At 72.4% G+C, this 24,607-nt stretch carries 27 protein-coding genes; 11 read left to right on the top strand and 16 right to left on the bottom strand.

The annotated features are described in order from the left end of the window. Positions 1-2 precede the first annotated feature (2 nt). The 4 genes from cydB to E4V99_RS18535 are packed head-to-tail and all read left to right on the top strand — an operon-like array spanning position 3 to position 4,650. On the top strand, positions 3-1,016 hold the full coding sequence (cydB, locus tag E4V99_RS18190) for a cytochrome d ubiquinol oxidase subunit II (RefSeq protein ID WP_135068414.1): 1,014 nt from the start codon (positions 3-5) through the stop codon (positions 1,014-1,016). A gap of 52 nt (positions 1,017-1,068) precedes the next feature. Then, complete coding sequence (cydD, locus tag E4V99_RS18195) at positions 1,069-2,769, top strand: thiol reductant ABC exporter subunit CydD (protein WP_135068416.1); 1,701 nt, start codon at positions 1,069-1,071, stop codon at positions 2,767-2,769. Further along, positions 2,766-4,445 (top strand): thiol reductant ABC exporter subunit CydC, encoded by a 1,680-nt coding sequence (gene cydC, locus E4V99_RS18200; RefSeq protein WP_135118141.1) that lies wholly within the window; start codon positions 2,766-2,768, stop codon positions 4,443-4,445. The genes cydD and cydC overlap by 4 nt, the downstream gene beginning before the upstream one ends. A 49-nt stretch (positions 4,446-4,494) precedes the next feature. Continuing rightward, a complete protein-coding gene (locus E4V99_RS18535; protein ID WP_167747797.1) occupies positions 4,495-4,650 on the top strand; it encodes a hypothetical protein in 156 nt (51 codons plus the stop codon). A 24-nt stretch (positions 4,651-4,674) separates the two neighbouring features. Here E4V99_RS18535 and E4V99_RS18205 read toward each other — a convergent pair whose 3' ends face one another. The 7 genes from E4V99_RS18205 to E4V99_RS18235 form a co-directional block, all read right to left on the bottom strand. Next, complete coding sequence (locus E4V99_RS18205) at positions 4,675-4,911, bottom strand: hypothetical protein (RefSeq protein ID WP_135068420.1); 237 nt, start codon at positions 4,909-4,911, stop codon at positions 4,675-4,677. A 906-nt stretch (positions 4,912-5,817) separates the two neighbouring features. Then, positions 5,818-6,177 carry an META domain-containing protein gene (locus E4V99_RS18210; protein ID WP_135068422.1) on the bottom strand — a complete coding sequence of 120 codons (360 nt, stop codon included), beginning with the start codon at positions 6,175-6,177 and terminating at the stop codon, positions 5,818-5,820. Between the two features lie 128 nt (positions 6,178-6,305). Continuing rightward, positions 6,306-6,908: a GNAT family N-acetyltransferase gene (locus tag E4V99_RS18215; protein WP_135068424.1), complete on the bottom strand. Its 603-nt coding sequence runs from the start codon at positions 6,906-6,908 to the stop codon at positions 6,306-6,308. Then, complete coding sequence (locus tag E4V99_RS18220; protein WP_135068426.1) at positions 6,905-7,978, bottom strand: ATP-binding cassette domain-containing protein; 1,074 nt, start codon at positions 7,976-7,978, stop codon at positions 6,905-6,907. The genes E4V99_RS18215 and E4V99_RS18220 overlap by 4 nt, the downstream gene beginning before the upstream one ends. Next, positions 7,975-8,751, bottom strand: coding sequence for a molybdate ABC transporter permease subunit (modB, locus tag E4V99_RS18225; RefSeq protein WP_135068428.1), 777 nt, complete (start codon positions 8,749-8,751; stop codon positions 7,975-7,977). The genes E4V99_RS18220 and modB overlap by 4 nt, the downstream gene beginning before the upstream one ends. Next, positions 8,748-9,494, bottom strand: coding sequence for a molybdate ABC transporter substrate-binding protein (gene modA / locus E4V99_RS18230; RefSeq protein WP_135118142.1), 747 nt, complete (start codon positions 9,492-9,494; stop codon positions 8,748-8,750). The genes modB and modA overlap by 4 nt, the downstream gene beginning before the upstream one ends. Position 9,495: 1 nt before the next feature. Continuing rightward, entirely contained in the window at positions 9,496-9,888 is a 393-nt protein-coding gene (locus E4V99_RS18235; protein ID WP_135068433.1) for a TOBE domain-containing protein, read from the bottom strand. 91 nt (positions 9,889-9,979) lie between these two features. Here E4V99_RS18235 and E4V99_RS18240 point away from each other — a divergent pair, with 91 nt between their 5' ends. The 3 genes from E4V99_RS18240 to E4V99_RS18250 are packed head-to-tail and all read left to right on the top strand — an operon-like array spanning position 9,980 to position 11,508. Beyond that, positions 9,980-10,753 (top strand): HesA/MoeB/ThiF family protein, encoded by a 774-nt coding sequence (locus tag E4V99_RS18240; RefSeq protein ID WP_135068435.1) that lies wholly within the window; start codon positions 9,980-9,982, stop codon positions 10,751-10,753. 42 nt (positions 10,754-10,795) lie between these two features. Continuing rightward, positions 10,796-11,278 (top strand): cyclic pyranopterin monophosphate synthase MoaC, encoded by a 483-nt coding sequence (gene moaC / locus E4V99_RS18245; protein WP_135068437.1) that lies wholly within the window; start codon positions 10,796-10,798, stop codon positions 11,276-11,278. Then, the gene (locus E4V99_RS18250; protein WP_135071390.1) at positions 11,275-11,508 is read left to right on the top strand and encodes a MoaD/ThiS family protein; all 234 of its coding nucleotides are present in this window, start codon (positions 11,275-11,277) and stop codon (positions 11,506-11,508) included. The genes moaC and E4V99_RS18250 overlap by 4 nt, the downstream gene beginning before the upstream one ends. Here E4V99_RS18250 and E4V99_RS18255 read toward each other — a convergent pair whose 3' ends face one another. Genes E4V99_RS18255 through E4V99_RS18270 form a run of 4 tightly spaced genes read right to left on the bottom strand, consistent with a single transcriptional unit; the run spans position 11,509 to position 14,655 of the window. Beyond that, positions 11,509-11,937, bottom strand: a complete 429-nt coding sequence (locus E4V99_RS18255) for a molybdenum cofactor biosynthesis protein MoaE (RefSeq protein WP_135068439.1) — start codon at positions 11,935-11,937, stop codon at positions 11,509-11,511. Continuing rightward, positions 11,934-12,419, bottom strand: coding sequence for a MogA/MoaB family molybdenum cofactor biosynthesis protein (locus tag E4V99_RS18260; RefSeq protein ID WP_135068441.1), 486 nt, complete (start codon positions 12,417-12,419; stop codon positions 11,934-11,936). The genes E4V99_RS18255 and E4V99_RS18260 overlap by 4 nt, the downstream gene beginning before the upstream one ends. 9 nt (positions 12,420-12,428) lie before the next feature. Beyond that, entirely contained in the window at positions 12,429-13,958 is a 1,530-nt protein-coding gene (locus E4V99_RS18265) for an SDR family oxidoreductase (RefSeq protein WP_135118143.1), read from the bottom strand. 25 nt (positions 13,959-13,983) lie between these two features. Beyond that, positions 13,984-14,655 (bottom strand): phosphatase PAP2 family protein, encoded by a 672-nt coding sequence (locus E4V99_RS18270; RefSeq protein WP_135068445.1) that lies wholly within the window; start codon positions 14,653-14,655, stop codon positions 13,984-13,986. A gap of 27 nt (positions 14,656-14,682) precedes the next feature. On the opposite strand from E4V99_RS18270, the gene E4V99_RS18275 reads away from it, so the two are divergent. Next, positions 14,683-15,177 (top strand): nitroreductase family deazaflavin-dependent oxidoreductase, encoded by a 495-nt coding sequence (locus tag E4V99_RS18275; protein WP_135118144.1) that lies wholly within the window; start codon positions 14,683-14,685, stop codon positions 15,175-15,177. A 32-nt stretch (positions 15,178-15,209) separates the two neighbouring features. On the opposite strand, the gene E4V99_RS18280 is transcribed toward E4V99_RS18275, so the two are convergent. Next, on the bottom strand, positions 15,210-16,439 hold the full coding sequence (locus tag E4V99_RS18280; RefSeq protein ID WP_135071393.1) for a multidrug effflux MFS transporter: 1,230 nt from the start codon (positions 16,437-16,439) through the stop codon (positions 15,210-15,212). A gap of 365 nt (positions 16,440-16,804) precedes the next feature. Between E4V99_RS18280 and E4V99_RS18285 the strand changes: the two genes are divergently transcribed. The 3 genes from E4V99_RS18285 to E4V99_RS18295 are packed head-to-tail and all read left to right on the top strand — an operon-like array spanning position 16,805 to position 18,643. Continuing rightward, positions 16,805-17,521 (top strand): DUF3105 domain-containing protein, encoded by a 717-nt coding sequence (locus E4V99_RS18285; RefSeq protein WP_135118145.1) that lies wholly within the window; start codon positions 16,805-16,807, stop codon positions 17,519-17,521. A 7-nt stretch (positions 17,522-17,528) separates the two neighbouring features. Beyond that, positions 17,529-18,197, top strand: coding sequence for a DUF305 domain-containing protein (locus E4V99_RS18290; protein ID WP_135068451.1), 669 nt, complete (start codon positions 17,529-17,531; stop codon positions 18,195-18,197). Positions 18,198-18,238: 41 nt separating this feature from the next. Beyond that, positions 18,239-18,643, top strand: coding sequence for a hypothetical protein (locus E4V99_RS18295; protein ID WP_135068453.1), 405 nt, complete (start codon positions 18,239-18,241; stop codon positions 18,641-18,643). 1 nt (position 18,644) lies between these two features. Here the strand turns inward: E4V99_RS18295 and E4V99_RS18300 are convergent, their stop codons facing one another. From E4V99_RS18300 to E4V99_RS18315, 4 genes are all read right to left on the bottom strand, one after another. Continuing rightward, positions 18,645-21,062 carry an HAD-IC family P-type ATPase gene (locus tag E4V99_RS18300; RefSeq protein WP_135068455.1) on the bottom strand — a complete coding sequence of 806 codons (2,418 nt, stop codon included), beginning with the start codon at positions 21,060-21,062 and terminating at the stop codon, positions 18,645-18,647. A 47-nt stretch (positions 21,063-21,109) separates the two neighbouring features. Further along, complete coding sequence (locus tag E4V99_RS18305) at positions 21,110-22,093, bottom strand: carbohydrate ABC transporter permease (RefSeq protein WP_135068457.1); 984 nt, start codon at positions 22,091-22,093, stop codon at positions 21,110-21,112. Next, positions 22,090-23,058 (bottom strand): sugar ABC transporter permease, encoded by a 969-nt coding sequence (locus E4V99_RS18310; protein WP_135068459.1) that lies wholly within the window; start codon positions 23,056-23,058, stop codon positions 22,090-22,092. The genes E4V99_RS18305 and E4V99_RS18310 overlap by 4 nt, the downstream gene beginning before the upstream one ends. Positions 23,059-23,170: 112 nt before the next feature. Then, the gene (locus tag E4V99_RS18315) at positions 23,171-24,526 is read right to left on the bottom strand and encodes an ABC transporter substrate-binding protein (protein ID WP_135068461.1); all 1,356 of its coding nucleotides are present in this window, start codon (positions 24,524-24,526) and stop codon (positions 23,171-23,173) included. Positions 24,527-24,607: the final 81 nt, after the last annotated feature.

Consider the following 24,607-nt stretch of genomic DNA (forward strand, 5'->3'; position numbering starts at 1 on the left):
TCATGGACCTCGCCTACCTCTGGTTCTGGATCGTCGGGTTCCTGTTCGTCGGGTACTTCGTCCTCGACGGATTCGACTTCGGCGTGGGCATGTCGCTGCCCTTCCTGGGCAAGGACGACATCTCCCGCCGCCAGATCATCAACACGATCGGCCCCGTGTGGGACCTCAACGAGACGTGGGTCATCGTCGCCGGTGCGTGCCTGTTCGCCGCGTTCCCCGAGTGGTACGCGACGCTGTTCAGCGGGTTCTACCTGCCGCTGCTGGTGATCCTGCTGGCCCTCATCGCCCGCGGCGTCTCGTTCGAGTACCGGCACCAGCGCGACTCGCTGCGATGGAAGCGCAACTTCGACCGCATGATCATCGTCGGGTCGGCTCTGCCGGCCTTCCTGTGGGGCGTCGCCGTGGCCAACATCGTCCAGGGCGTGCCCATCGACGCCGACTTCGAATTCACCGGAACGGTCCTGACGCTGCTCAACCCCTACGGCCTGCTGGGCGGGCTCACCACGCTCCTGCTGTTCTTCGTGCACGGCGTGTACTTCGTCGCGCTGAAGACCGACGGCAAGGTCCACGCCGACGCCCGCCGCCTGGCCACCAAGGCGGGGGTGCTCGCGGTCGCCGTGGCGGCGGTGTTCGTGGCGTGGACGGTGTTCGCGCACTTCTCCCTCCCCGTGCTCGCCCTCGGTGCGGTCGCCGCGGTCCTGCTGATCTCCTCGGTCCTCGCGAACCTGCGCGACCGCGAGGGATGGGCGTTCGGGTTCGGCGCGGCCACCATCCTGACCGCCGTGCTGATGCTCTGGTTCGCACTCTTCCCCAACGTGATGCCCTCCTCCACCGACCCGGCCTTCAGCCTCACGATCGAGAACGCCTCGAGCACCGACTACACCCTCACGATCATGAGCTGGGCTGCGCTGATCTTCCTCCCGCTCGTGCTGGCCTACCAGGGGTGGACGTACTGGGTCTTCCGCAAGCGCGTCACCCGCGATCGCATCGAGAAGGCCGCGCAGCTCGCGCACTGACCCCGTGACCGACCGGTCCGTGCGCGAGCTGCGCGGTGAGAGGATCGAAGGGATGAGCGCCACCACCGGGACGCAGCGCCGGCGTGGTCCGGTCGACCCGCGGCTGCTCACCTATGCCCGGGCCTCCCGCGGTTTCCTCGCCGTGAGCGCGGCTCTCGTCCTGGCCCAGACCGGAGTGATCGTCGGCTTCGCGTGGACGCTCACCTCCGCCCTCGTGGGGGCGATCGAGGGGACGCCGGTGGCCGAGCTCCTGCCGCTGCTGGGCGCGGCGGCCGGCCTGGTGCTGGTGCGCGCCATCCTCGTCCTGGCCTCCGAGCGGGTGAGCGCGCGCGGCGGCGCGGCCGCGTCGCTGCAGCTGCGTCAGGCCCTCATCAACGCGGTCGGCCGCCTCGGCCCCGGCTGGCTCGGCTCCCGCAACGCCGCCGCGCTGGCCGTCACCGCCGGGCACGGACTGGAGGCGCTGGACGCCTACTTCGGCCGGTACCTGCCGCAGCTGGTCGCCACCGCACTCACGACCCCCCTCCTCATCGGCGCGATCGCACTGGCCGATCCGCTGTCCGGGCTCACGGTCATCCTGACCATCCCGCTCATCCCCCTCTTCATGGTGCTCATCGGCCTGGCCACGCGCGCCGTGCAGCGCCGTCAGTACGACACGCTGGGCCGCCTCGCCGCCCGGTTCGCCGACACCGTCGAAGGTCTCGGCACGCTCAAGGCCTTCGGTCGCGACCGCCGCGCTGCAGACGGGATCGAGGAGGTCACGCGCCGGTACAAGCGCGAGACGATGGCGGTGCTGCGGGTGTCGTTCCTCTCCGGCTTCGCGCTGGAGTTCCTCGCGTCCATCTCCGTCGCCATCGTCGCCGTGACGATCGGGTTCCGCCTGCTGGCGGGCGACATGGAGCTGCTGGTGGGTCTGTTCGTGCTGCTGCTGGCGCCCGAGGCGTACCTGCCGCTGCGACAGGTGGGCGTGCAGTTCCACGCCGCCTCCGAGGGCGTGGCCGCGACCGACGAGATCTTCGGGGTGCTCGACGCCGCCGCATCCGCCCCCGCTCCCGCGGCACGGCCTGCCGGCGGATCGCGGATCCGCACGCGCGGGCTCGCGGTGCGCCGAGGCGAGCGGATGCTGACACCGGTGGACCTCGCGATCGACCCGGGCCGCGTCACGTGGCTGCGCGGGGCCAGCGGCGCCGGCAAATCCAGCGTCGTCGCGGCGCTCCTGGGATTCACGCCGTACGAGGGCGAGATCCTCGTGGACGACGCGGTCCGCGCCGACGCGCGGGACTGCATCGCATGGGCCGGACAGCGGGCGGGCCTCGTCTCCGGCACGGTCGCCGCGAACGTCGGGCTCGGAGCGGACGACGTCGACGCCGCGCTCGTGCGCGCGTGCCTCGCCGACGCGCAGGCCGCCGACATCGACCCGGGCCTCCTCCTGGGTGCGGGCGGGTCGGGGCTGTCGGGCGGCCAGGCCCAGCGCGTCGCGGTCGCCCGTGCCCTGTACCGCCTGCGCTCGGGCGACGCCCGCGTCCTCGTCCTGGACGAGCCCTCCAGCGCCCTGGACGCCGGCACCGAGGCGGCGCTGTGGCGCAGCATCCGCGGTATCGCCGACGAGGGCGCCGGGGTGCTCCTGGTGTCGCACCGCGCCTCGGCCGCCTCGATCGCCGACGACGTCGTGACCCTTGCCGCTCCGCAGGACGCGGCGGGCGCGGGCATCGTGGCGGACGATCCCCGCGAGACCACCGACGGAGGCCGGTCGTGAACGGGCGGGTGCGCAGCATCCTGCGGGCCGCGCAGCCCTCGCCGCGCCGGTTCGCCCCGGCGGTGCTCGCCGGGGTGGGCACCGCCGTGAGCGCCATCGCACTGCTGGCAGCCAGCGCGTGGCTCATCGCGCGCGCCGCCGAGCAGCCGCTCGTGCTGTACCTGTCGGCGGCCGTCGTCGCGGTGCGGGCGTTCGCGCTGGGTCGCGGCGTGTTCCGCTACCTCGAGCGCCTCGCCGGCCACGACGCGGCCCTCGGCCGGCTCGCCACGGTGCGCGCGGGCCTCGTGCGCGACATCGTCCCCCTCTCCCCCGACGGCCTCGGCCGCGCGCGCCGCGGGGAGATGCTCTCCAGCCTCGTCGACGACGTCGAGGAGTTGCAGAACCTGCCGCTGCGCGTCGTCCAGCCCCTCGCCGTCGCCGTGCTTGTGTCGCTGGCGAGCGTCGTCTTCGTCGCGTTCGTGTCGTGGCCCGCGGCCCTCACGCTGCTGCTGTGCCTGGCCGTCGCGTTCGCCCTCGCCGTGGGCCTGGGCTGGGCAGCCGGTGCCCGCGCCGAGCGGGCGATCGCGCCCCTGCGCGCCGCCGTGGCCGACGGCGTCTTCGACCTGCTCGTCTCCCTCGACGTCCTGACGGCCTTCGGTGGGCTCGACGCCGCGCGCGCCCGCGTGCGAACCGCCGACGAGCGCCTGCGGCGCGCGGTCGTCCGGCGCGGCGTCGCGCAGGGCGCCACCTCCGCCGCGGTGTCGCTGCTGGCCGGTCTCGCCTCGCTCCTCGCGCTCGTGGTGGCCGCCCCCGGGGTCGCCGACGGGACGCTGAGCGGGCCGGGCCTTGCCGTGGTCGTGCTGCTGCCGATGGCCGTGTTCGAAGTGTTCGGCCCCGTCCCCCTGGCGCTGGCGTCGTGGCGGCAGGTGCGCGGCGCGGCCGAGCGCATCGCCGAGACGGTGCCCGACCGCATCCCCGAGGGCCTCCCGCACGACGAGCCGGCGCCCACGGGTGCGGCGCCGGCCCTCGGCGACGGCCTCGTGCTGCGGGACGTCCGCGCGCACTGGCCCGCGCGCTCGGATGCCGACGCCGACGCCGGCCGGCTCGTCGACGTCTCGCTGCGGGTCGGCGCCGGCGAGCGCGTGCTCGTGACCGGCCCCAGCGGCGCGGGCAAGACGACCCTCGCGCACGTCCTCGTGCGCTTCCTCGACTACGCCGGGTCGTACACCGTGGGCGGCGTGGAGGCGCGCGAGCTCTCCGGCGACGACCTCCGACGCACCGTGGGGCTGTGCGAGCAGACGCCGTACCTCTTCGACGAGTCCGTGCGCCAGAACCTCCTGTTCGCCCGCGACACCGCGACCGACGCCGACCTCCTCGCGGTCCTGGAGCGCGTGGGGCTGGGGGCGTGGGTGGCCGAACGCGGCGGGCTGGACGCGCGCGTGGGCGACCGCGGCGCGCTCGTCTCCGGCGGCCAGGCGCAGCGCCTCGCCCTCGCGCGCGCCCTGCTGCGCGGTTTCCCCGTGCTCGTGCTGGACGAGCCGACCGCCGGCGTCGACCCCGCCGCATCCGACGCCCTGCTGCGCGACCTGCTCGGGGCGGTCCGTCCGGATCACGCGGTCGTGCTCATCTCGCACATCGACGTGCCACCCGACCTCATCGACCGTTCCGTGCGTCTGGAGTCCGGCCGCCTGGCCTGACCCGCCCCCGCCGAAAGTGCATCACCTCGGCGAATCCGCACCGGATCCGGTGCACTCTCGCCGGGAGGATGCCGCCACAACATCGCCGCCGGGTTCCGGCTCCCGCATCGCCGAGCACAGCACCGCGGCGATGGTGCTCGGGGAGAAGCTCAGCACCATCGACCTGGTCGCCTACTTCGGTCTTGGAAGAACGCCCGCCGACTGAGTCGGCGGGCGATTCCGTGTATGGCTACCGTTGTAGCGACGAGCGTGGGGCGGTGGACGCTTCCCGCTTCTGCTTGTCAGTGCCGTGCCAGATGTACGCGATGACGCCGAGCACCGCAGCCGGTGCGATGGCGCACAAGCCCATGAACCCCAGCCCTGCTCCGAACCCGTCGTTGGCGAACACGGGACCCGCGGCCGTCCCGATGACCAGAATGGTGACGGTGGCAGCGATCAACAGTCGGTTGCGATGCTTGAGGGTCATGTCTTATCCACCTCCGGGGTGAGAGACCGGTCGGCAGACTACCTGGGTGTAGTTCGGCCCGGTGGGCCCGTCGGTGAAGTACACCCACAGCTCGTCGTTGCTGGGGCAGAACCCGTTGCCGGCGATGTACTCGTTGGCGACGGAGACGGCCAGTCCGGCTGCAGCCCCAACGATGGGGTTGAGCGCGGTGATGGCGATGACGAGCGCACCGGTGGCGCCGGTCTTGATGGCGCGCTGGTCGGTGTTGTTGAAGGAATGTACGTCCCCTCGCTGTCACCACCGACCGCCAGGTTCGGGGTCACCGTTCCCGGTGCCGTCGGCTCCGGCGGCACAGCCAGGGCGAAGTCGCCCTCGGGGAAGTGGTACAGGTTCGAGGTGCCGGACTCGGTCTGAATCACCTCGAACGGGATACCCGCGGCTTGGAAGTCCGCGTGCGCTTGACGGGCCTGCTCCGCGGTGATCGTGGGAGCTTCCTGCTCCACGACGGCCGGTGCTGGTTCCGCCGCCGAAGCCGGCGCCGGGGCCCACAGGAACGGTGCGGTCAGGGCTGCGGCTGCTGTCGCGACCGCCAGCGCCAGCCGGGGCCGGCGTACTCGTGATCTTCCTGCTGATTCGTGCATGGTGCTTACCTCGCTCTCATCAGTCAGTGCGTCACGAGCGCCACGTTGCTCCCATGCACAGGAGACCGCGAGGAAACCCAGAGGATGTCCAGGGAAGTACACCGGGCACCCAAAGGCCGTCCCCCGTTCAGGGGACACCGCGGGCAGACGGCCTTGCGGGCCGCAGATCAGCGGAGTACCTTCCGTGCCGCGTCAGGGGAGCATCGACGGTCGGGGCTGGACCGCGGATGGGGAGATGGACCCAGTGATCCAGGTGATGGCGCTCATGTTTCATGGGCATGCGCGGTCAGGGTCGGGGCAGTGACCCGATCTCGGTTCCATCCCGGTCGAACAGGACGAGCCGGTCGCCCTGCACCTTCGCAGATCCTGCCGCGCCCAGCCAGGCTTCCTCCTGCCCGGCGCACGCCATCAGGGTCATCGCGACGTCGTCGAATGTCACGGTGTCGGGGCTCTCGGCGCGCCAGTGCCCGCCGAGGGAGTTGCACCCGTCGTTGCCGAACAGCTGCCCGTCGCTGGCGAGTTCGAGGTAGGGGCCGGAGTCGGAGGCGCTCCCCCACCGCCCGGTCGCTGCGGCCGGCTCCTGGGAGCATGCGGCCAGCGCGAGGACGCCGGCGACGGCGAGCGCGAAGGCGATGCGGCGGAACATGGGGCGAACGTAGCAGGGGTTCTCACCGACGGGAAGCTCGGTGCCGTCCTCGTCCAGGGGGAGCAGCTGGCCTCCGTCCCAGCCGAGCTGAACGAGGTCGGGCTGGCAGTTCTCGTCACTTTCGCGGATCAGGGGGCGGGCAGAGTGCGGGCGAAGGCCTGGTCGCCCTCGGGTGAGGGCAGCTCGGTGAATCCGAGCCGGCGGTAGAACGCGACGGCGCCGGTGTTGGCGGCCGACGCCACGAGGTGCACGCCCGGCACCCCCGCGTCCGTCAGCGCCCCCATGAGCGTGTCGATGAGGCGCCGCCCCCAGCCCTGCCCCTGCGCCTCGGGCAGCAGGTCGATGTGCAGGTGGGCGGGGTGGGTGTCGGCGAAGGGTGCGACGTCGGTGCCGCGCGCGCTCGCATAGCGGATGAGGCCGTCCTGGCGCGTCCGCACCTCGGCCGGCGCCGGCCAGCGCCCGGCGAAACGCGGCCACCACTGCTCGCGGAACCAGCTCTCGAACGCGCGTGTGTCGGGGGCGCCCACGACGTAGCCGACGACGCGGCCCTCGGATTCGACGACGAACGCGAACTCGGGGTGACGGGCGACGTACGGCAGCACGAAGATCGCCGCCCACAGGTCGTCGTCCTCGAGCACGCCGGTCGCGTCGCCGCCGGCGTCGGCGGTGCGCAGGCACACCTGCGCCAGAGCGGCCTCGTCGCCGGCGCGGAATCTGCGGATGCCGCTCACGCGCCGAGCCTAGCCGGGCCGGCGTCCGCAGGGAGGAAACGGACGTCGGCGGGGTCCAGCGACATCGGCACGGATGCCCCGGGGCGAAGGCCGGCCGCCGCTGCAGCGTCGACGTCGGCGACGCACCATCCGGCGTGCACGCGCACCCCGGCGGGGGTGGGCTCCAGTCGCTCGACGCGGGCGGTCCAGCCGCCGGGAGCCGCGGCGCCGCCCACCCGCACCGCCGCGGGCCGGAAGACCGCCGCGAGCGCACGACCGTCGGCCGACGCGAGCCGGCGGGATGCCGCATCCGCCGCCGTCAGCCGCACGCCCTCGCGTGCCCACGCGCCCCGGTCGGCGACCCCCTCCACGCGGTTGAGCCCGGCGATGGCGGCGACGAACGGCGTCGCCGGGTGGCTCAGCACGTCGGCCACCGCCCCCGCCTGCCGCACCCGGCCGGCTTCGATGACGACCAGCCGGTCGGCCAGGGCCGCGGCATCCACGGCGTCGTGCGTGACGGCGACGACCGTCGTCCGCGCCAGCTGCTCGGCGAGCATCGCGCGGATGTCGGCCGCGGTCACGGCGTCCAGCGCGACGAGCGGTTCGTCCAGGAGCACTGCGCGCGGCGAGGCGGCGAGGGCGCGCGCCACCGCGACCCGCTGCTGCTGTCCGCCGGACAGGTGGGCCGGGCGCCGGTCGCCGACATCGGCCAGGCCCACCCGCGCCAGCCACACATCGGCCTGCGCGCGGGCGGCGGCGCGGGCCATCCCGCCCGCCCTCGGCCCGAAGGCGACGTTCTCGCGCGCGGACAGGTGCGGGAACAGCCGCGGATCCTGTCCGAGGAGCACGACCCCGCGATGCATCGGGGCGAGGCGGATGCGGGGGTCCGCGGTCCGCTCGACGACCTGTCCGCCGACGACGACCTGCCCCTCCGTCAGCGGGACGAGCCCGGCGAGGGCTCCCAGCAGCGTGGACTTGCCGGCGCCACTGGGCCCCATGACCGCGAGGGTCTCGCCCTCCGCCACGTCGATCCCGACCTCGAGGCTGAGCTCCGGCCGGTGCACCACGACGTGCGCGGACAGGCCGCTCACCGGGCGGCCCCGGGCCGCCAGCCGCGCACCAGCAGCAGCACCGCGATGGCGGTGACAAGGAGCAGCAGCGAGAGCGCGACCGCCGTCCCCTGCGATACGCCGGCACCGTTGAAGGCCGTGTAGATCGCCAGCGGCATGGTCTGCGTGATGCCGGGGGCGTTGCCGGCGAACAGGGCGGTGGCCCCGAATTCCCCGACGGCCCGCGCGAAGCACAGGACGACGCCCGCCACGATTCCCGGCCCCGCCAGCGGCAGGGTCACCCGCCGCAGGATCGTCCACCGTCCGGCCCCCAGCGCCGCCGCCGTGCGCTCGAACTCCACGCCCGCGGTGCGCAGCGCACCCTCGGCCGCCAGGACGAGGAAGGGCAGCGCGACGAAGGCCTGCGCGAGCACGACGGCGGTGGTGGTGAAGGGCAGACCGAGCCCGCCGAGCCATCCGCTGCGGCCGAACAGGTAGAGCAGGGCGACGCCGCCGACCATGGGCGGCAGCACGAGCGGCACCGTCACGACCGCTCGCAGCACCGCGGCGGTGCGCCGGCTCGAGCGCGCGATCAGGAGCGCGAGCGGCACGCCGGCGGCGATGCACAGCGCGGTCGCGGCCAGGCCCGTCTGCAGCGACAGGGCGAGAGCCGACAGCGCCGCCGGGGAGGTGACGTCGATCCACAGCGTGTCCCACTGCACGCGCGCGACGAGCGCGACGAGGGGAAGGAGGAGGAACACCAGCCCGGCGGAGGCGGGCACCACCAGCCACCGAGGGACGTAGCCGCCGCTCACGGGGCGCCGAACCCGAAGTCGGCGAGGATGCTGCGCCCCTGCGCCGAGCGGACGAAGCCGACGAACGCGGCGGCGGCCTCCGGATCGCCCGCGTCCGGCAGCACCGCGATCTGGTAGTGGCTCACCACTTCCGCCGCCAGGGCGGGCACGATCGCGCGCACGTCGTCGTTGCCCCGCACATCGGTGGCGTAGACCAGACCCGCGTCGGCCTCGCCGGCGGCGACCTTCGTCAGGACGGCCGTCACGTTCTGCTCGACGCTGGCGGGGGTCACTTCGACGTCGGCCCGCCGCAGGAGCTCGGCGGAGGCGGCGCCGCACGGCACCTCCGGTGCGCACAGCACGACGGTGGCCCCGGGCAGATCGGCGAGGCCGGTGATCCCGGCGGGGTTGGCCGCGGGGACGGCGAGCACGAGCGTGTTGGTGGCGAACACCTGCCCGCGCAGAGCGGGTCCGGCCAGGCGGAGCGCTGCTTCATCCGCGGCGGCGAAGACGTCGGCGGGTGCCCCCTCCGCGATCTGCCGCGCCAGGGTGGTCGAGCCGTCCGAGACGACGGACACTCCCACGTCGGGGTGAGCCTGGGCGAACTCCTCGGCGATGCGGTCGAAGGCGGCGGCGAGGGATGCGGCAGCGTACACCCGCACGGTGGCCGCCTCCCCCCGTGCGGTGCCGTTCGCGCACCCCGACACCGTGACCGCCAGCCCGAGGAGGGCCGCGGCCGCGGCACAGCGCAGCGCCCGGTGCACGTCAGGGCCTCGGGATCTCGACGACGACGTTCGTCGCTTTGACGGAGGCGACGGCGACGGCGCCGACCTCGAGCCCGAGCTCCCGCACGGCCTCGGCCGACAGCAGCGACACGACGCGGTGCGGCCCGCTCTGGATGTCGACCTGGGCCATCACGCCGTCGGCCTGGATGCGCGTCACGATCCCGGTGAAGCGGTTGCGGGCGCTGGAGAGCACGTCGGCGGGATCGCCGGGCTCTGCGGCGAGGGCCAGGGCGTGCGCGGCGAGCGCCGCGCCGGGGATCTCGGCGGGCGTGGCGCCGGTGACGGGGAGCGTCCCCTGATCGACCCATCGCCGCACGGTGTCGTCGCTGACCCCGAGCAGGCGCGCGGCCTGGGCAATGCGGAAGCTTGTCATCGCGCCACCGTACCGCAGGTGCGGATCTTTCCGCCCTTTCGGTCCGCGCATGCGGATCCACGCGACGCGGACAACGCCGTAGCCTGAAGGCATGAAGCCGCTGGTCGCACCCGTCGACGCCCTGGCACCGACCGAGCTCATCCGCACCGCCCGCTCCGCGGTGCTCGCCGGCATCGGCGAGGAGGGGCAGCGCCGGCTCGCCGCTGCGCGCGTGGCGGTCATCGGCGCCGGCGGGCTCGGCTCCCCCGCGATCCTCGCCCTCGCCGCGGCGGGGGTGGGAGAGCTCATCGTCATCGACGACGACGTCGTGGAACTGACCAACCTGCAGCGGCAGATCATCCACCGGGTCCAGGACATCGGCGAGCCCAAGACCGCCTCGGCGGTGCGGGCAGCCGGCGACCTCGCCCCGCACACCACCGTCGTCCCCGTTCCCGAGCGGCTGACACCGGGAAACGCCGTCGCACTGCTGGGCGGGGCCGATGTCGTCGTCGACGGCAGCGACGTCTTCTCCACGCGGCGCGCCGTCGCCGAGGCCGCCGAGACGCTCGGTATTCCGCTCGTGTGGGGTGCGGTGCAGGAGTGGCACGGCCAGGTGACGGTGTTCTGGTCGCATCCGCCCGCGGGCGTCGCGCCGGTGCGCCTGGCCGACCTGTTCCCCGCCGGCACCGAAGGCGAGCCGCCCACGTGCGCGCAGGTCGGGGTGCTGGGCGCACTGTGCGTGCAGGTCGGCGGGATGCTGGCGACGGAGGTCGTGAAGCTCGTGACCGGCGCGGGCGAACCGCTGCTGGGCCGTCTCGCGATGGTCGACGCCCTGCACGCCCGCACGACGGAGGTGCCGCTTCGGGCCGGAGTCGCGGCGGAGTGACGCTCCGCGCCGAGGGCTCGCGGCGGATGTCATGCTGGAGGCATGAGCTTCCCGCACCTGGACACCGCCGGACGCGCGCACATGGTCGACGTCACGGCGAAGCAGCCCACCGTCCGCTCGGCCACCGCCCGGGGGTTCGTGCGGTGCTCGCCGGAGGTCGTCGCGGCCCTCGTGGACGGGACCGCGCCCAAGGGCGACGTGCTGGCCGTCGCCCGGATCGCCGGCATCCAGGGCGCCAAGTCGGCCTCCTCCCTGCTGCCCCTGGCCCACGTGATCGGAGTGCACCGCGCCGCCGTCGAGCTCGAGGTGACCGCCGAGGGCGTGCAGATCGAGGCGACCGTGGGCACCGCCGACCGCACGGGCGTGGAGATGGAGGCCCTCACCGCCGTATCGGTGGCCGCCCTCGCGATCGTCGACATGATCAAGGGACTGGACCGCGGAGCGCTCATCGAGAACGTCCGGATCGTGGCGAAGTCGGGCGGTCGCTCGGGCGACTGGACGCGACCGGGCGAGGAGTCGGCCTGATGCGCGTGCGCTTCTTCGCCGCCGCCGCCGAAGCCGCCGGGACGGATGCCGCCGATCGATCCGAACCGACCCTCGACGCCCTGCGCGCCGCGCTCGTGCACGACCACCCGGATCTGGGGACCGTGCTCCCGCGCTGCGCCGTGCTCGTGGACGGGGTGCGCGCCGACGCGGACGTCCCGCTCAGCGCAGCGTCGGTCGTCGACGTCCTGCCGCCGTTCGCCGGCGGCTGATCAGCCGCCCATGCCCTTCCACGCCGTGGTCCCGTCGGCCTCGACCTGACGCTTCCACACCGGCAGTTCGCGCTTGATCGCCTCGATCACGGCGCGGCACACCTCGAACGCGGCGGCGCGGTGCCCCGAGGCGACGGCGATGACCACGGCGGCATCCCCCACCTGCAGGCGCCCGATGCGATGGCTGACCGCCACCACCGCGTCGGTGCCCTCCGCGGCGTCCGCGGCCAGGCGGAGAAGCGTCGCGGCGGCGTCGGGATGCGCGCTGTACTCCAGGGCGATGACCGTGCCCGCGGCATCCGGATCGTTGTCCCTTACGCGTCCGACGAAGCTCGTCACGGCGCCGAGGGTGGCATCGTCGACGGCGTCCAGGTGACCGGTGATATCGAGCGCGTCCTCGGTGATGACCGCGATCCGAACGGCGCTCATGCGTGATCTCCCCCGGACAGCTGATCGAGAACGTGTGCGGCGACGGAGAGCACCACGGGAACCCCGGCGGCCACCGCACGCGGCGAACCGGGCAGATTCACCACGAAGGCTCCCGCGGGATCGACGACACCGGCGAGGCCCCGCGACACGAGGGCGAAGGGCGTGTCGGCCAGGCCCTGGCGACGCAGCTCCTCGGCGACGCCGGGAAGCTCCCGCGTGAGCACGCGCGCCGTGCCCTCCGGGGTCTCATCCCGCGGCCCCGCCCCCGTTCCGCCGGTGGTGAGGATGAGGGCGGGAGCATCCGCGACGGCCCGACGCAGAGCCGCTTCGACGGAGTCGGCGCCGTCGGGGACGATCTCCGCCTCACCGCACTGCCAGCCCGCGTCGCGGAGGAGGCCCACCGCGAGCGGACCGCCGCGGTCTTCGCGCACGCCCGCAGCGGAGCGGTCGGACACCGTGATCACCCGGGCGATGCGCTGCATCCGCCCAGCCTACGAGGCGCGCGCCGCCGCCGCGGTGATGCGGTTGGCCATGCCTCGGAAGATGAAGCCGTGGAAGGGCAGCACCGCCAGCCAGTACAGCCGGCCGGCCAGCCCCTGCGGGAAGAACACCGCACGCTGGTCGTAGCGCGCTCCGGTGCCCTCGGGTGCCACCCGGAGCTCCAGCCACGCCAGCCCCGGCACCTTCATCTCCGCACGCAGGCGCAGGAGCCGGCCCGGCTCCACCGCCTCCACGCGCCAGAAATCCAGCGCATCCCCCACGGCGAGCCGGCCGCGGCTGCGGCGACCGCGCGCGAGCCCCACGCCACCCACGATCCGGTCCATCCAGCCGCGCAGCGCCCACAGCACCGGCGAGGAGTACCAGCCGTTCTCCCCGCCGATCCCCTCGACCACCGCCCACAGCCGATCCGGCGGCGCCGGCGTGCGCGCCGAGCGGGCGTCGGTGAACACCGCGCGGCCGGCCCAGTCGGGGTCGCTCGGCAGCGGGTCGCTGGGCACGCCCGACAGCTCGGCGTCCCGCCAGCTCGTCTCGACGTCGTCGGCCTCCACGCGGCCGAGCGCCAGCGCGACGGCCCGACGGTACGGCGTGAGGCCCGCGGCCGGCGGCGGGATGAGGGCATCGACGTCGTCGTCCTTGACGACGCAGTCGTTCTGGAGCGACTCCACGAGCGGGCGGGCGATCGAGCGCGGGATCGGGGTGACGAGGTTCACCCAGTGCGAGGCCAGGCGCGGTGTCAGCACCGGCAGGGCCGCGATGGCACGTTGACGCAGGCCCGCCACCACGGCGTACCCGTTCATCATCTGCCCGTACCGCAGCACGTCGGGCCCGCCGATGTCCACGGCACGATTGACGGCGGGATCGACCCGGGCGGCTCCCAGCAGGTAGTGCAGCACGTCGCGCACGGCGATCGGCTGGATGCGGTTGCGCACCCATCGCGGGGCGGGCATGTAGGGCAGCACGTCGGTGAGGTGGCGCACCATCTCGAACGACGCCGAACCCGACCCGATCACGACGCCGGCCTGCAGCACGAGAGTGGGCACGCCGCTGTCCAGGAGGATCTGCCCCACCTCCACGCGCGAGCGCAGGTGCGGCGAGAGCGGGACGTCGTCGGGATGCAGCCCGCCGAGGTAGACGATGCGGCCTACTCCCGCCGCGGCAGCGGCATCCGCCACCGTTTGAGCGGCCCGGCGATCGGCCTCCTCGAATCCCGTGCCGGCGGCCATCGAATGCACGAGGTAGTAGACCACGTCCACATCGGCGACGGCACGGCGCACCGCTGCCGCCTCCGCCGCGGCACCCTCCACGACCTCCACGTCGTCGCCCCACTGGAAGGCGCGCACCCGCTCGGGCGCCCGCGCGAGGACGCGCACGGCGTAGCCGGCGGCCAGCAGGCGCGGCACGAGGCGGCCGCCGAGGTACCCGGTCGCCCCGATCACGAGGGCTCGCGGCATCGTGCCGTCCGGCCGCGGCACCGCCCGCAGCCCGGGCTCGCGGCCGGTGGGTGCGCTCAGCTCGGCCATGCCCCGACGCTATGCGTCGCGGCGGTCACCGCCCAGGGCCCTGCACCTCGGCGCCGGCCCGCCGCGGAGCGGAGAAGGCCGCGGCCTCCCGGGCGAGGGGTACCGTGAACACCGCCGCCATCGCCAGGGCAGCCCCCGCCCCCAGAAGCGCCCCGCCCGCGGTGTCGCTCAACCAATGCGCGTGCAGATACGTACGGCTGAAGGCCATCAGCAGAGTCCAGACGACCCCCGCCACCACCACCCACGCTCGCGGGAAGAGGATCGCCGCGATCACGGCGAGAGTCGCCGCGTTGGCGGCGTGCCCGGAGGGGAACGACCCGTGATCGCTCATGACGAGGATCTCCTCCGGCCGCGCCCGGCCGAACACCTGTTTGAGGATCTGGACGAGCGCCGCGCTGACCGCCTCGGCCGACAGGAAGTACGCCGCCGCCCATCGGTGACGTGTCAGCATGAGCACGATCGCCACGCCGAGCGGGATGATGAGCACACCGATCCACCCGCCGCCGAGGACGTTCATCACCTGCGAGAAGCCGACCAGCACCGGCGAGGGCCAGTCCACGAGCGCGCTGTTCCACGCGGTGTCCACCGCGAACGGCGCGTTGCCCTGCAGGAAGATCCAGAGGCCGATGAGGCATGCCAGGGCGATCGCGGTCAGACCGATCACGAGCCGGCGCGTGCGGGTGGGGTTCGCCTTCATCGCCTCATTGTGGTCACAATGGGCGCCATGGCTCAGACCGTTGACATCGTCCGCCGTCTCGTGGCACCGCTCACCCGCACCCGGTGGTTCCGCCGGCTGGGACCGCGGGTGCTGCCGCCGGTGGAACGCGTCCTCGCCCGCGCCACGGGGGACCGCGTGCAGATCAGTGCGCTGCTGGTCCCCTCGCTCGTCCTGCACACCGTGGGCGCGCAGTCTGGCCGGCCGAGGGACGTCCCGCTGATGTACACCCCCGACGGGTCGGGCCGGGCGATCGTTGCCGGGACGAACTTCGCCGGATCGCGGCATCCGGCGTGGACGGCGAACCTCCTCGCGCACCCCGATGCGGAGATCACGGTGCGCGGCCGGCGGATGCCCGTGCATGCGACGCCCATCGGCGATGACGAGCGTGACGCGGCGTGGGCGCGCATCGAAGCGCAGTGGCCCGGTTACCGCAGCTACGAGCGCGACTCCGGGCGCACGGTGCGCCTGTTCCGGCTGCAGCCGGTCCGCCGGGAGCGGTGACCGCGCCCCCGGCCGACGAGCCCGCGGGCAGGTCAGGGCGCCAGCAGCCCCACGGTGCGCGGGCGCACGAGCAGCCACAGCGCCGCCACCCCGATCACGGCGCATCCGACCATGACGGCGGCCATCGTGGTCGCCGAGATGCCGGCCGAACCGGCCACCCATCCCACGACGGGTGAGACCAGGCCCGCCACGCCGAAGTTGGTCGCGCCGATGATCGACTGCGCGGTGCCGGCGGCCTTGCCGTGACGATCCAGCGCCAGCACCTGGACGCACGGGAAGGTGAAGCCGCACCCGGTCATGAAGACGAACAGCGGCACCACCGTCCCCCACATGCCGAGCCCGAGCTGGTCGGTGATCACGATGGCGGTGCTGGCCACGAGCAGGGTCGCGGTCGACCAGGCCATGACCCACTGCGGACCGAAGCGCGCGGCCAGGCGCGAGGCGGCCTGCACGCCGAGCACGACCCCGAGGGAGTTCGCGGCGAACAGCAGCCCGTACTGCTGCGCGTCCAGGCCGTACGCGCCCTGGAAGAGGAACGACGAGGACGACAGATAGGAGAACAGCCCACTGAAGGTCATGCCGCCGATCACGAGCACGCCCAGGAAGACGCGGTCGCTGAGGACGCTCCGATACCGCTGCCAGATCGTCGTCCCCGCCTGCTCGGCGCGGCGCTCGCGCGGGAGCGTCTCGGGGAGGAGGAAGAGGGCGGCGATGAGCATGATCGCGCCGTAGACGGCGAGGACGACGAAGATGCCGCGCCACGGCATCACCAGCAGCAGGCCGGAGCCCACCAGCGGCGCCAGCACAGGCGCCACCCCCGACACCAGCGCAAGACGGGAGAGCATCACCACGAGGCGGCGGCCGCCGAACAGGTCGCGGACGATCGCGGCGGCCACGACACCGCCGGCGGCGGCACCGGCGCCCATCAGGACGCGCGTCAGCGAGAGCAGCTCCAGCGTGGGTGCCAGCGCCGCGGCCGTGCTGGCGAGCACGTGCAGCGCCGTGACGGCGAGGAGGGGGACGCGCCGGCCGACCTTGTCGCTGAGCGGCCCGACGACGAGCTGGCCGAGCGCGAACCCGATCATGGTTCCGGTGAGGGTCAGCTGGATCGCGGCCTCGGTCGTGCGGAAGTCGCTCTCCAGCACAGGGAACGCCGGCAGGTAGAGGTCGATCGTGAACGGGCCCAGGGCCGTGAGCGCCCCCAGCAGGATGATGTAGACGACACGTCGTGCCGTGGACAGCGAGTCGCCGGGGTGGAGCATGATCGGCGCGGTGGCCGGGTTGCTCCCCAGTGTGCGGATGGCGCCCGTCGTCGCCGGGCGGGGCCGGCCGCCGCGGGGCGGGGAGACGATCGGATGGGAATCGGTGTCGACCACGGAGCCTTCGTTTCGGAGCGTCAGCAAGAGGACCCGGGATTCCGGGTCTGAAGAGGGTGGGGTGAGGTGTGCGCCCGAATCGATTCGAGCACCCGCACCATGATAGCGGCGTCCGGGCGACGCGCCCCCGGGGACGCACGCGCGGGGAGGGCGCCTTCTCAGCCGTCTCACCGATGCATACGAATAGGCTGGGGCCGTCGGCGCCGTGCCGATGTGTCCTCGCTCACGACCGGAACCCGCACACGCCGCATATGACTCCTCCGTCACGCCCCGCCGACCGCCGCGCGAGCGGGAACCCGGCCACTCAGGCGCACATCAACCAGACCGTCAAGCAGCAGCGCGAGCAGAAGCGCCAGGAGAAGCTCGCTGAATACCAGCGCCAGCTCGCCAAGCGCCGCCGCGGCAAGATCGTGTGGTGGGTCGTCGGGTCCACCGCCGCGCTGGCCATCGTCGCCCTCGTCGTGGCGTCCTTCGTGTTCGCCCCCCGCAGCGCCCCCACGTACGGCGCGCTGGACAGCGCCGGCACCGAGATCGAGGGGGTCGAGACCTTCGAGAACGACACCACGCACGTGGAGGAGCCCGTCGACTACCCCCAGACGCCTCCCGCGGGCGGCCCGCACAGCTCCGCGTGGCTGAACTGCGGCGTCTACACCGAGCCGCAGATCAACGAGAACGCGGTGCACTCGCTCGAGCACGGCGCGATCTGGGTCACCTACGACGCCGCCGCCCTGTCGGACGACGAGCTGGCAACCCTGAAGTCGCACCTGCCCTCCACCTACGTCATCCTCTCGCCGTACGAGGGCCTGGGCTCCCCCATCGTGCTCAGCGCGTGGAACAACCAGCTCTCGCTCGACTCGGCGTCGGACGAGCGCATCCCGGAGTTCTTCGAGGAGTACTGGCGCAGCCAGAACGTCCCCGAGCCCAACGCGAGCTGCTCCGGCGCCCTCGACGGCCCCGGCAAGCTCTGACCCGACGATGACCGATCGCGCACCCACGGCGCCGCGCGGACGCGCGGCGCCGTGGGTGATGGTGCTGCTGGTCGCCGTGGCGGTCGCGGCCGTCGCCTTCGCGATCGGCCGCTTCACCGCGTTCGGCGCCACCGCCGCGACGGAGCATCCGTCCACGACGTCCGCCGAGGCCGGCTTCGCCCGTGACATGCAGGTGCACCACGGGCAGGCGGTGGAGATGGCGATGGAGATCCACCGCAAGACCGAGGACCCGCAGTTGCGGGTGCTCGCCTACGACATGGCCACCGCGCAGGCCGGGCAGCGCGGCGAGATGTACGGGTGGCTGGTGAGCTGGGGTCTGCCCCAGGCCGGCGGTCCGCTCATGGCGTGGATGGCGGACTCCTCCGCCCACGACCATGCCGGCGCGGCGGATGCGGCCGACCCCGAATCGCAGATGGGCATGGCCACGCCCGAGCAGCTCGCGCAGCTGCGGGAGGCCACCGGGACGGAGGCGGACTGCCTCTTCCTGGAACTGATGATCCGCCACCACCAGGGCGCGATCCCGATGGCGGAAGCCGTCGTGGAGCTGGGCTCCGACGCGCGCGTCGACACCGTCGCGGAAGGGATGATCGCCGCCCAGACCGGAGAGATCGACGCGATGGAGGCGATCGCGTCGCGGCTGGGATGCGCCGGGTAGCGACCCTGGGGCGCCACCGCGCGGCCCGTTACAGTGGTCGCGTGACGGCCCCCGCGAATCCGCGCCGACCCGTCGTCATCTGGATAGCCGTGGCGCTGGTGTACGTCAGCGCTCTCGGCAACGTCGCCGTCGGCGTCCTCGTCCTGCTCAGCCGCTACCGCGTCCGCGCCGACGCCGTGCTCGCCGTCTCGCTCCTGGGCTCGGCCATCATCCTCACGGGGCTGCTCCTCCTGGCCGTCGCCTCCGGACTTGCCCTGGGCAGCCGCCTCTCGCGCGGCCTCAGCACGGGGTATCTCGGCGTGCTCGTCGCGCTGAACGCCACGACCCTGGTCGCCACCGACCCGTGGGACGGCGTGGTCGTGGCGCAGGTCGTCGTGCAGTCCCTGGTGGCCCTCGCCGTGTGGGTGCCGCCCGGCTCCCGCGTCTTCGCCGCGGCTCAGCCCTGACTCACGCAGCGCCGCCGAGCTCGCGTGCGAGGTGGCGGCGGTGGAAGAAGCGCACCACCTCGATCGCGAGCACGGTGGCGATGGTCGTGACCACGACGACCCTGGCGCCCTCCTCCCCCGGGTCGACGAGCTCGAAGAACTCCGTCGAGACCGGCAGCGTGAAGACGGCGACCAGGGCGACGAACATGGCTCCCACGACCGCTGCCTTGAACGGCGTGATCGGACGTGCCAGCACCGCGAGGACCCAGATCCCCACCACGGCGAGGATGATCGTCGCGCCGCTGCGCACGGCGGCCTCGTCCAGCCCGAGCCCGCTCGCGCAGAGGGCGTATCCCAGGAGCGCCAGCGCGATCGCGAGCCCGGCGGGAACCGCGAACGACAGCGAGCGTTTGAGGAGTCCAGGGGTGTAGCGTCGCGCGTTCGGCAGCAGCGCGAGGAAGAACGCCGGGATGCCGATCGTCAGTCCGTCGGTGATCGACAGCTGGCGCGGCAGGAAGGGGAAGGGCAGCACCAGCACGCCGAACAGCACAGCCAGCGTGGTCGCGTACGCCGTCTTGGTGAAGAACAGCATCGACACGCGCTCGATGTTGGCGATGACCCGACGTCCTTCGGCCACGACGCCGGGCAGGTGGGAGAAGCGGCCGTCCAACAGCACGATGCGCGCGACGGCTTTCGTGGCGGCCGCGCCCGAGCTCATCGCGATCCCCAGGTCCGCGGCCTTGATCGCGAGCGCGTCGTTGACGCCGTCGCCCGTCATCGCCACGGTGTGCCCGCGCGACTGCAGCGCGAGCACCATCCGCTTCTTCTGCTCGGGCGTGACGCGCCCGAAGACGGTGTGGTGCTCCATGACGTCGGCGAGCAGCCGGTCATCGTCGGGAAGCATCCGCGCGTCGTACCCCTCGCCGACGTCCATCCCCACCTCGCGGGCCACCGCCGCGACGGTCCGGGGGCTGTCGCCGGAGATCACCCGGATCGTCACGCCCTGGTCGCCGAAATAGCGCAGAGTCTGGGCGGCGTCGGGACGGATCCGTTCGCGGAAGGTGAGAACCGCGGCCGGGCGGAGACCGGCCGGGAGCCGTTCGGCGGCGATCTCGGCTGCGGTGAGGGCGTGCGGGGAGCGGGCCAGCACGACCGTCCGCCGGCCGCTCGCCGCCAGCGTCGTCACGAGACGACCGACCTCCGTCTCCTCACCGTCGGTTCCCAGGACGATCTCGGGTGCGCCGAGCACCCACGTCCCGCCCGCGTCGTCCGAGAACGACACCGCACTCCACTTGCGGGCGGAGGAGAACCCGATCTCCCTGGCCGGGTGGCGCGGCGCCCCCACGGGGAAGGACTCCCGCAGGCTCCGCGCCGTGGCGTTGGCGCCGGGAGCGGCCCCGTACCAGGCGAGCGTCTCCCGCACGCCGTCGGGAGCATCCGCCACCGTGTGGAGGGCGTCGAAGGCGATGTCGCCGGCGGTGAGGGTCCCGGTCTTGTCCAGGCAGACGACGTCGACCCGGGCCAGCACTTCCACGGCGGGCAGTTCGTTGACGAGCACCTGCTGGCGGGCGAGCCTGGCCGCGCCGACCGCGAAGGCGATCGAGGTCATCAGGACCAGGCCGAGCGGGATCATGGCGGTGATGGCCGCGACGGTGCTGACCACGGCATCCGCCCACCGCCCGCTGCGCCATGCCGGACCCCACCCGCCGGCGACCACCATCTGCGCATTGAGGACGAGCAGGCCGACGGGGCCGATGATCCACGCCATCCACACGAGCACCCGGTTCACCGCGGCACGCACTTCGGATCTGACGAGGGAGAATCGTTTCGCCTCGCCGGCGAACCGGTTGGCGTACGAGTCGGCGCCCACGCGCGTGACGCGGGCCAGCCCGTCTCCGGCGATCACGACCGACCCCGAGAGCGCCTCGTCGCCCACCCGCTTGTCGATGGCGTCGGCCTCCCCCGTCAGCATCGACTCGTCGATCTGCAGGGCCTGCACCTGCGTCACGACCGCGTCGGCGGGCACCTGATCGCCCGGGCGCAGCACGAGGAGGTCGTCGAGGACGACGGCCGCGGGGGCGATCTCGGCCTCGACGGCGTTCCGGCGGATGCGCGCGCGGGGCGCGTTCAGCAGGGCGAGCCGGTCCAGGGCCGCCTTCGCGCGGAACTCCTGCACGCACCCGATGACCGAGTTGGACAGCGCGATGGCCCCGAACAGCGCGTCCTGCCAGCGCCCGAGCACGAGCAGCACGAAGAAGCAGCCGAAGATGATGCCGTTGAACAACGTGAAGACGTTGGCCCGGACGATGTTCCAGACGCTGCGGCTGGTGTCCGGGGTGAAGGCGTTCGTCCGCCCCGCCGCGGTGCGTTCGGCGACGGCGTCAGCGTCGAGCCCCGGATCCGTCCGGTCCGCCGCGACGGGTCCGGAGGCGCCATCCATGCCGTCAGGCTACGCCGTCGTGGGTCCGAAACCCTCTGCCCGAGGGGTCACCCCTTGGTGCTGCCGGCCAGCAGGCCGCGCACGAAGTAGCGCTGCAGGGAGAAGAACACGATCAGCGGCACGATCAGCGAGACGAACGCGCCGGCGGTCAGACGCTGCCAGTCCTGCCCGCGCGAGCCGACCATCTCGGCCAGGCGCTGGGTGAGCGGGGCCACGTCCTGCGTGCCGCCCGAGAAGATGAGGGCGACCAGCAGGTCGTTCCACACCCACAGGAACTGGAAGATCGCCACCGACGCGATCGCGGGCGTCGCCAGCGGGATCACGACGCGGAAGAAGATCTGGGTGTGGCTGGCACCGTCCACGCGGGCAGCCTCGATGACGTCACCGGGGATCTCGGAGATGAAGTTGTGCAGCAGGAAGATCGTCAGCGGCAGCGCGAAGATCGTGTGCGCGATCCACAGCGGCAGATAGTTCTGCTCGGGAATGAAGGGGATGAGATCGTGCAACCACTGCTGACCCGGCCGGAGCCACACCGAGAACGTCTGCAGGAGCGGGACGAGCGCCATCTGGATGGGCACGATCTGCAGCGCGAAGATGAAGATGAACAGGCCGTTGGAGAAGCGGAACCGCATCCACGCGAAGGCGTAGGCCGCCATCGAGGCGAACACGAGGGGGAAGATCGTCGCCGGAATCGCGATCGCGAGGGAGTTCACGAAGTACGCGCCCAGCTGCGGTGAGGACTGCGACGGCGACAGGAGCACGTCGCGGTAGTTGTCGAGCGTGAAACCGGGGTTCTGGAAGATCGTCCACCAGCCGGTCTCCTGGATCAGCTCGGCCGGGCGGAAGGACGAGACGAGCAGGCCGAACGTGGGGATCGTCCACAGGATGGCGATGATGAGGGCCGCCACCGTGGCGCCGCGGGAGGTCAGCCGCCGCTTGGTCCGCGACGTCGCGGTGCCGGCGATGGCGAGCCGGTACTCATCCTTCCCGCCGGGGGTGGGGAGGTCGACGGGGGCGACACTGCTGCTCATCGGATCTCCCTCTGCTTGCGAAGCACGTTCACGTTGTAGATGACGATGGGGAGCACGAGCACGAAGAGGATGACCGCCAGCGCAGAGCCGCGGCCCACTTCGCTCGCGCGGAACGCCTGCACGTACATCTCGTTGGCGACGACGCTCGTGTTGAAGTTGCCGCCGGTCATCGTGCGGACGATGTCGAAGACCTTGAGGGTCGCGATGGAGATGGTCGTGAGCACCACCACGAGAGACCCGCGGATGCCGGGGACGGTGACGTTCAAGAACCGCTGCCACGCGTTGGTGCCGTCCAGCTGCGCAGCCTCGATCTGCTCCGTCGGGATGCCCTTGATCGCGGCACTGAGGACGACCATCGCGAACCCGGTCTGGATCCAGATCATCACGACGATGAGCAGGACCGTGTTGATGGGGTCGGTCTGCAGCCACTGCACCGGCTCGCCGCCGAACGCCACCGCGAACGCGTTGAGCAAGCCGATCTGCTCGCGGCCCGCAGAGCGGTATTCATAGACGAAGCGCCAGATGATGCCGGCACCCACGAACGAGATCGCCATCGGCATGAAGACGAGCGCCTTGTAGATCTTCTCTCCGCGGGACTTGTCGATGAACACCGCGTACGCGAGTCCGAGAGCCGTGGCGAAGGTGGGCACCAGGAGCACCCAGACGACCGTGTTGATGAGCGTGCGGATGGCCGCGGGCTGCGTGAACATCCACACGAAGTTGTTCCAGCTGAAGTTGCCGCTGTTGTCCTGGAACGCCAGCAGAGTGGTACGGATCGCGGGCCACACGAGCCCCACCGCCAGCAGGAGGAGCGCGGGCAGGAGGAACCACAGCAGCTGCCACGCGTTGCGCCCGCGACGAGGGGCACGGCCCATGAGGAGGACGATGATGCCCACGATGGCGGCGAATGCCACGAGGCCGAGCACCACCTGAAGGATCTTCCCGATGAGATCAGCGGTTGTCATCGTTGCCCTTTCTCGCCTCGTCTGCCGAGGGAAACCTCAGATCCGGTCCCGCCGCGCACACGGGACGGGAGGAGCGGGCCGGGACGGATCATCCGCCCCGGCCCGCTCACGGTCAGCTGGTGGGCCAGCTGGCCTCGATCTCATCGACCACCGTCTGCGTGCTCTGTCCGCCGATCCACTCGACGATGCCCCGCCAGAAGGACGCCGAGCCGACGGCGCCGGGCATCAGGTCGGAACCGTCGAAGCGGAACTCGGTGTCGGGGCTCTGCAGGATCTCGATGGACTGCTCCAGCAGCGGGCTGGAGGCGTTGGCCGGGTCGAGGCCCTTGTTGGCGCTGATGACGCCGCCCAGGCTCACGCGGTTGTTCGCCCACAGGGCGCTGGAGAGGTAGGTGCGAACGGCCTCGACCTCTTCGGCGTCGCGGAACGCCACCGGGAATTCGCCACCACCGGTGACCGCCTGCGGGTCGTCGGCACTGACGGGGGGCATCAGGAACGCGAAGACGTCGCCGTCGGGCGCGACGGTGATGTCATCCCCGCCGTCCGGGTTCCAGAACGTCTCGTAGAACGAGGCCTGGTGGTGCAGCGAGCACTCGTCGTCGAGGATGGGCAGGCCCGCCTCCTGGAACGGCGTGCTGATCTGAGTGGAGACGTCGCCGAATCCGCCGTTGACCATCTCGTCGCTCTTGAGGTACTCCCCGACCGAGTCGAACGCCGTGACGACCTCGGGCGAATTGAACGGGACGCCGTGCGTGACCCACTGGTCGTAGAAGTCCGCACCGGCCTGACGGATCACGAAGTCCTCGATCCAGTCGGTGCCCGGCCAGCCGGTCGCCTCACCGGATTCCAGGCCCACGCACCACGGCTGGTGCCCGGAGTCGGAGGCGATCGTCTCGGACAGCTCCATCATCTCGTCGAGCGTCGTCGGGACCTCCCAGCCGTTGTCCTCGAACTGGGTCGGCGAGTACCAGATGTACCCCTTGATGCTCGCCATCAGCGGCGCGGCGTACGTCGTGCCGTCGATCGTGGCGTATTCCTTCCAGATCGGGTCCCAGCCCTCGTCGATGTTGTCGATCACCGGCTGGGATGCCGGGACGATCCAGCCGCCGGCAGCGAGGCGGGCCAGCAGGCCAGGCTGCGGGACGATGCCGATGTCGGGGGCGTTGCCACCCTCGGCGAGGACGGCGATCTGCGCCTCGAACTCGCTCGAGCCCTGGTAGTCGATCTCGATACCGGTGCACGAGGCGAAGTCGCTCCACGACTCCACGAGGCGGTCGGCCTCCAAGTCGAGGATCGTTCCGCTGATGGTGACGGTGGCGTCCTCGAAGGTGCCGTAGTCCTCGTAGTCGGAGCAGTCGACGTCGTCGCCTCCGGCCTCGATGTCGCCGGTGCAACCGGCAAGCGCCAGGCCGGCGACGCCGACGAGTGCGAGCGGCGCCCAAAGGCGACGGTGCTGTGACATGCCCATGTGGTTCCTCCTCCTTGAGAGCTCTGGGTGCGGCCCCTGTGAGGAACCGATTCCACGCCACGGTATGCGACTTCCGGGCAC

Origin of the sequence: Microbacterium sp. dk485 (assembly GCF_004570445.1) — a bacterium.
GTDB classification, from domain to species: domain Bacteria; phylum Actinomycetota; class Actinomycetes; order Actinomycetales; family Microbacteriaceae; genus Microbacterium; species Microbacterium wangchenii.